At 52.9% G+C, this 6696-nt stretch carries 6 protein-coding genes; 5 read left to right on the top strand and 1 reads right to left on the bottom strand.

Annotated elements, in window-relative coordinates:
* Positions 1-112: 112 nt before the first annotated feature.
* The 5 genes from ABY802_RS02910 (at position 113) to ABY802_RS02930 (ending at position 5356) form a co-directional block, all read left to right on the top strand.
* Positions 113-1693 carry a sodium:solute symporter gene (locus ABY802_RS02910; RefSeq protein WP_372625508.1) on the top strand — a complete coding sequence of 527 codons (1581 nt, stop codon included), beginning with the start codon at positions 113-115 and terminating at the stop codon, positions 1691-1693.
* Positions 1694-2599, top strand: coding sequence for a BadF/BadG/BcrA/BcrD ATPase family protein (locus tag ABY802_RS02915; RefSeq protein WP_372625509.1), 906 nt, complete (start codon positions 1694-1696; stop codon positions 2597-2599). It begins immediately after the preceding gene.
* A 33-nt stretch (positions 2600-2632) separates the two neighbouring features.
* A complete protein-coding gene (murQ, locus tag ABY802_RS02920) occupies positions 2633-3553 on the top strand; it encodes an N-acetylmuramic acid 6-phosphate etherase (protein ID WP_372625510.1) in 921 nt (306 codons plus the stop codon).
* Positions 3550-4728: an exo-beta-N-acetylmuramidase NamZ domain-containing protein gene (locus ABY802_RS02925; RefSeq protein ID WP_372625511.1), complete on the top strand. Its 1179-nt coding sequence runs from the start codon at positions 3550-3552 to the stop codon at positions 4726-4728. Before murQ ends, ABY802_RS02925 begins: the two co-directional genes overlap by 4 nt.
* 76 nt (positions 4729-4804) lie before the next feature.
* Positions 4805-5356, top strand: a complete 552-nt coding sequence (locus ABY802_RS02930; RefSeq protein ID WP_372625512.1) for an NADPH-dependent FMN reductase — start codon at positions 4805-4807, stop codon at positions 5354-5356.
* Positions 5357-5358: 2 nt separating this feature from the next.
* Here the strand turns inward: ABY802_RS02930 and ABY802_RS02935 are convergent.
* Positions 5359-6696: M14 family zinc carboxypeptidase (locus tag ABY802_RS02935; RefSeq protein WP_372625513.1), on the bottom strand; the 1338-nt coding region annotated here is incomplete at its 5' end.

Genomic DNA, 6696 nt, shown 5'->3' on the forward strand with positions numbered 1-6696 from the left:
TGCAGCTATGGGCTTGCAGTAAAACAAAAAAACACGGTGCCCGCCAGTAGTGGCAGGGGGCAAAAGTAAAAATTAACGATTAATAATAAAATCAGGCTTCAGGAATTCTGCCATGCAACTAACGTTGTTAGACTGGACGGTATTTTTTGGGTATTTTCTGCTACTGGCCACCCTGGCGATCTGGGTAAACCGGCGTAAGGCGAACAACAGCAGTGACTACTTCCTTGGCAGCAACACTATGCCACCCTTTCTGGTGGCAATATCGGTGCTGGCCACATCGCAGTCGGCAGCGACGTTTTTGGGCGGTCCCGACATGGGATTTCGCGGCAATCTTACCTACCTTGCAACCAACATTGGCGCCATTATCGCCACCTTAGTGGTAATTAAATGGCTGATCCCGCGTTATTACCAGTTAAAAGTCACTACCGTATACGAATTACTGGAGAACCGCTTTAACGCCACCGCCAAAAATCACGCCGGTAAAATGTATTTATTTGGTCGGGTGTTTGCCAGTGGTGCCCGCTTGTATATGGCAGCGCTGGCGGTTGCCATGCTTTTATTCAGTAATATCGATGCCAGTAGTGTGGTCATCGCTATTATTTTACTGGCCGTGGTAGGGCTGGCGTGTACCATGGCTGGCGGTATTCGTTCGGTTATTTACACTGATGCCTTGCAATGCGCAGTATATGTCGCAGCAGCACTGGTGGTGCTGGGTTACTTATATCATAGCTTGCAACTGGACCTGAGCGCCTTATATCAGGTGTTGAGTGAGCCACTGGCCGATGGCAGTTCTAAGCTAACACTATTTGATTTCAGACCCGATTTCAGTAGCAGCGGAGTATTCACCATCTGGTCTGCGCTTACCGGTTTCGTGCTGTTAAACATTGCCGCATTTGGCCTTGATCAGGACATGACGCAGCGGGTGTTAACCTGCAAAACCGCCGCCGGGGGCGCAAAAGCGCTGTTATCGTCGGCACTGCTGGTGATCCCGGTGATGCTGGTCTTTATTGTGATTGGTTTACTGCTGTATATTTATTACCAACGGCCCGATGTGTTTGCCAACAGCGCCAGCTACAGCGGTAGCTTTGGCGGTGAACAAATTACCGTATTTATGTATTATGTCCTAAATGAAATGCCATCGGGCCTGCGGGGCCTGGTCGTGGTGGGTGTTATTGCCGCAGCGCTATCAACCATTACCTCTGGCTTAAATTCGATGGCTTCGGTGCTGGTTGCCGATATCTACCAACCCTGGCGCGAACGGCGCAAGGTGGAAACCAACGAGCGGCATTACGTGCGCGCCGGTCAATGGGCGATGCTGCTTACGGCGGTAGCGTTATCCTCGATGGCGGTGCTGTGTTTTTACTGGCAACAATATTCTGATATGCCACTGCTGGCCTTTGCCCTCAGTGTCATGGTGTTTTCTTATAGCGGCTTGCTGGGCGTATTTTTTACCGCGCTATTCAGTAAGCGGGGCAACAGCAGCAGCGTGACTGCCGCGCTTTTGGCTGGTTTTTGTGTCACATTATTGCTGCAGCCTTATTTGTTGCAGTTAATTAGTCCGACCCTGGCCAGTTGGGATCTTGGCTTCACCTGGCAATTGTGTCTGGGCACCCTGATTGCCTGGCTGGTATGTATGGCAGGTAGACCACAGCATGCGGCCAGTCTGGCAACAGCAAATAGAGTGGAGCATTAAATGTATTTACTGGCGGTAGATGGTGGCGGCAGTAAAACCCTTGCCAGACTGCAACATACAATCAGCGGTAAGCAATGGCAGGCTGCCGGCGGGCCGGCTCAGCTATCAAATGATCTGGAACTGGCTGTCGCCACGGTTCGTCAACTCAGTTTGCAGTTGTGTCAGCAAGCAGACATCAATCTGGCCCAGGTTATGGCCTGTATTGGTTTGGCCGGTGCCGGTAATCCGCAACTTTACCGCGCGTTTTGCCAGCAACTGCAACTTGATTTCGCCGCCTGGCAACTGACTACTGACGCCCGCACCTCGCTCTACGGCGCCAACAATGGCGAACCGGTTGTTATGGTCGCGCTGGGTACCGGCTCGGTGGCCATGCGCTTAACCGCAGACGGCACCGAACAGCAAACCGGTGGCTGGGGCTTTAACATTGGTGATGAAGGCGGCGGCGCCTGGCTGGGCAAGCTGGCCGTGCGCCAGTTGTTATGGCAACTGGATAGCGACGACGGGGTGTCCAGCCCGTTAACTCAAGCCCTGGCTGCACAGTGCGGCAACGATATCCAAACGGTATTGCCCTGGCTTAAACAAGCCGGGGCCAGTGATTTTGCAGCGTTGGCGCCGTTGGTGTTTGCTCATCAGCATTGCCCACTGGCGCAGCAACTGCTGCACCAGCACGCCACTGCCATTGCTGAACTTATTTACTGCTGCCGTGGCGAACGCCCGTTGCCAGTAGTATTGCTAGGTGGCCTGGCGGCCAGCAGTCAGCCGCTGCTGAGCCCTGAGATCAGCAGCTTGTTGCAACCCGCTCGCGGCGATGCACTGGACGGAGGCATGATATTAGCCGCTCGGCAACTGGCGCATTTAACAGGCGCTGCGAGGCTAAACAAAAATTCGGACAGCGCAGGCATATAATGTTTTCGTTAACTTTAACCAAGTGAGTGGCTGATGAGTCAAACTGAATTGCTGCAACAACTGGCCAGTATGAGCACCGAAGCTCGCAATCCGGCATCAACTGATTTAGATACCCTCGACAGTTTGGCGATTGTCCGGCTAATTAACCAGGCTGATCATACAGTTGCACCGGCCTTAGTGACGGCGTTACCGGCCGTAGCACAGGCCGTTGATGCCATAGTTACGGCGTTTGCCAGTGGCGGCCGGCTAATTTATCTGGGCGCCGGTACCAGTGGCCGGCTGGGTATTTTAGACGCCGCCGAGTGTCCGCCTACTTTCAGTGTGCCGGCTAATCAGGTTATTGGCTTAATTGCCGGTGGCACAACCGCCATCCAGAGGGCAGTGGAAGGCGCCGAAGACAGCCAGGAACTGGCAGTAGAAGAGCTAAGCGCCATTAATTTCGGCCCAAACGATGTGCTGGTCGGCATTGCGGCGAGCGGCCGCACGCCCTATGTGCTGGGTGGTCTGGCTTATGGCCGCAAACTGGGCGCCACTACCGTTGCCATCAGCTGCAATAGCACAGGCTCAATACTGCAGGCAGCCGACATTGCAATTTGTGCTGAAGTAGGCCCGGAAGTTCTCACTGGCTCTACCCGGATGAAAGCCGGCACCGCCCAGAAAATGCTGCTTAATATGTTAAGCACCGCAGCCATGGTACGCAGCGGTAAGGTTTATCAAAATCTGATGGTCGACCTGCACGCCAGTAATGAAAAACTGCAGGCGCGGGCGGTCCGTATTGTGATGCAGGCGACCGACTGCAACAGTGTTACCGCCAGCGCAGCCCTGCAGCAAGCCGATATGAACGCTAAGCTGGCCATTTTACTTATTTTAACCGGTGATGATCTGGCCAGCTGTCAGCAGGCCCTGGCCAAAAGCCAGGGCTTTGTTGGTAAAGCGCTGGAGGCAAAAGCATGAAACGCTGGTTAACTATACTGCTGCTTATTTGTTTAGCCGCCTGTGGCGACAGCCGCAGTCAGCAACCGTCAACTGCAGCAAGCCCTGTCACATCTGGTGCAGAGCAACTGGCAGCTTATTTGCCGCTGCTGAAAGACAAAAGAGTGGGTTTACTGGTTAATCAAACCTCGCGGATAGGCCAGCAGCATCTGGTTGATGTATTGCTGGCAAATCAGGTGAACATTGTCAGTATATTTGCGCCAGAGCATGGCTTTCGAGGCGATCATGATGCTGGCGCTAAAGTCAGCTCGGGTACCGACAGCAAAACCGGTATTCCGCTGTTATCGCTGTACGGCGCCAACAAGGCACCCAGCGCGGCGCAAATGCAGGCACTGGACATCGTTATTTTCGATATTCAGGATGTCGGCGTTCGCTATTACACCTATATCAGCTCAATGCACTATCTGCTGCAGGCAGCGGCTGAACATAATGTGGCAATGCTGGTACTCGACCGCCCTAACCCCAACGGCCGCTATCTGGATGGGCCGGTGCTCGATTTAGCCTATCAGTCCTTTGTCGGTATGCATCCGATCCCGTTGCTGCACGGCATGACTGTGGCCGAGCTGGCACTAATGATTAAAGGCGAGCGCTGGATAAAAGACGCCGATAAACTTGAGCTGACAGTGGTCCCGGTAGCGAATTACCAGCGCGATATGGGTTACAGCCTGCCGGTACCGCCCAGCCCTAACTTACCGAATGATCAGGCCATCGCGCTGTATCCGTCGCTGGGCTTTTTTGAGGCGACGCCATTAAGTATTGGCCGCGGTACTCCGTTTCCGTTTCAGGCTATTGGCTATGATAAATTTAGTTTAGGTGAGTTTAAATTTACCCCGGTGGCGACGCCCGGCGCGGCAATGAACCCGCCACTCAAAGACACCCCAAGCCAGGGTCAGGATTTGCGCCAGGTAACAGCAGGTGGCTTAGATTTAAGCTACTTAATTAACTGGCAGCAGCTATTTACAGAGCATAACGAGACGTTTTTCAGCTCGCCCGGCTTTATGGATAAACTGGCTGGTGGTGACACTCTTCGCCAGCAAATTGAACAGGGGCTGAGCGAGCAACAAATCCGGGCCAGCTGGCAACCGGCACTGCAGGCGTTTGCCGCGCAGCGCCAGCCGTATTTACTGTATCCGTAAAATCATTCTAACTTTCCCGGATAGGCTACACTGAACATCAGCACTGAAAGCCGGCTTTAATAAAGAAGGAGTTTAGATGAGTATTAATGTTTTAGCCATTTGCGGCAGCCTGCGAGCAAAATCAACTAACCGCGGACTGGTGCGCTATGCTATGGCCAATTGCCCTGATGGCATGAAAATCCACCTGGCGGATTTAATGGAGGTGCCTTTTTATAATGCCGACCTCGGGGCTAAACCAGCGGCGGTAGCAACTTTATGCCAGCAACTGGCTGAGGCCGACGCCTTATTGCTGGCCTGCCCCGAATATAACTATTCGCTGGCGCCGGCACTGAAAAATGCACTGGACTGGGCTTCGCGTGAGCCCGACAATCATTTATTAAGTGGTAAACCGGTAGCCATTATGGGTTCGGCAGCCGGTATGGGCTCATCTCGATCTCAGTATCATTTACGCCAGGTATGTGTGTATTTAAACCTGCATCCGCTTAATCAGCCTGAAGTATTTGCCAACGCTTTCAGCGGTGCTTTTGACACTGATGGCGATTTAACTGATGACAAAATTCAGGCTAACGTGCGTAAACTGCTGGCAGCGCTACTTAGCTGGCAACAGCGCCTTAATGGCAGAAAATAACGCTAATTGCCAGCAAATGCATCTAACAGGCTGGCATCTGCCAGCCTAATCACCCGGCCATTTATCACCGCAAGCTCAACCTTATTATCTTTACTCAGCAAAAACGTGGTAGAGGAGCGGCGCTGCGGCCAGCGACTTTTCACGCCTGACGGATTTATCGCCACCGGCAGCCCGGAGTTATTCGTTAGCAAATCTGACTTGCCACTAAAGTGGCTGTAACCCTGTGCCAGTAACTGAATATAACGCTCGCGGCTCAAGCTTAGCGGTTTAGTTAATGGGTAGGCTTTTCCGGCGCTGTACTGCATGCCGCTGGCATCTACGCTGTAATACGCACCATAAATGCTGGCGTCGCCTATTTCATCCAGCACCACCTGACCACGTCCGTTACCACCAGCGTTAAAGACTAAATCGACTTGGGCCAGCACACCACTGCCATTTGCCTGTGGCAAACTAACCTGATTAATAATTAAATCTTTCATGCCGCCACTGTTGTTCATTGGAATGCTGTTGTAACCGCTTAAATCATAGTCGCGGTAGCTATGGGCGCTAATGAGTTCCAGCCAGCGTAAGTACAGTTGCACATTAAGCTGGCGGGCTTGCTGCCGAAACGGGTCATTATAGTTACCGCCCGCCTCCACCAAAACGGTGCTAATGCCCATTTTAGAAAAGGTATCGCCGAAAGATCGCACTGAGTATTCGTCATCGTAGCGGCCCAGCTGCTGCGGTATCGCTTTATCGAGCAGCGGCTTTACCGCACTGATAAGCTGCATGGCGGCATGGCGGCTGGCATTTATTTCCCGCGCGGCGTTGTAGGCCGGCGCCAGCAATGAAATCGTTGCTGGTTTTTTATTGTCTCCGGCAGCGTGATAGCGGTTCTGATCATGCAGGTTAAAGCCATAGTGAGGCTTAATGTCTTTCGCCGTCTGCATCAGCATCTGCCCTTCGGGTGTTTGCAGCGCCACCGCGTCGCGATTCACATCAATCCCCAGCGCATTAAAGCGGCTGTTACGCTCGGCACCATCAGGGTTTAGCATCGGAATTAAATATAAAGTAATGTGTTGCTGCCAGTCCGTCAGGCTATTGTCTTCATCAGCTGGCGCCTGCTGCTGCGCTTCCAGTACCGCCAGTAAATCAAAAATCGCCGCCGTGGCAGTCGGTTCGTCACCATGCATTTGTGACCAGGCCAGCACTTTGCGCTCGCCCTGGCCAATTTTAAACAGATACACCGGCCGCTGCTCAACTGAGCGCCCCAACTCTGTTACTTCAAGCCAGTCTTGCTGCTGGTAGTATTTAATCAGCGGCGCAATATCATCGTGGATTATCTGGCCTTTCGCCAGGCC

Source organism: Arsukibacterium sp., from assembly GCF_041616895.1.
In the GTDB taxonomy this organism is placed as follows: domain Bacteria; phylum Pseudomonadota; class Gammaproteobacteria; order Enterobacterales; family Alteromonadaceae; genus Alishewanella.

What these genes read in the sequence shown, in the direction of transcription:
- ABY802_RS02925 (WP_372625511.1), top strand. Translation starts at nt 3,550, where the DNA reads ATGAAACGCTGGTTAACTATACTGCTGCTTATTTGTTTAGCCGCCTGT.
- ABY802_RS02910 (WP_372625508.1), top strand. Translation starts at nt 113, where the DNA reads ATGCAACTAACGTTGTTAGACTGGACGGTATTTTTTGGGTATTTTCTG.
- ABY802_RS02930 (WP_372625512.1), top strand. Translation starts at nt 4,805, where the DNA reads ATGAGTATTAATGTTTTAGCCATTTGCGGCAGCCTGCGAGCAAAATCA.
- ABY802_RS02915 (WP_372625509.1), top strand. Translation starts at nt 1,694, where the DNA reads ATGTATTTACTGGCGGTAGATGGTGGCGGCAGTAAAACCCTTGCCAGA.
- murQ (WP_372625510.1), top strand. Translation starts at nt 2,633, where the DNA reads ATGAGTCAAACTGAATTGCTGCAACAACTGGCCAGTATGAGCACCGAA.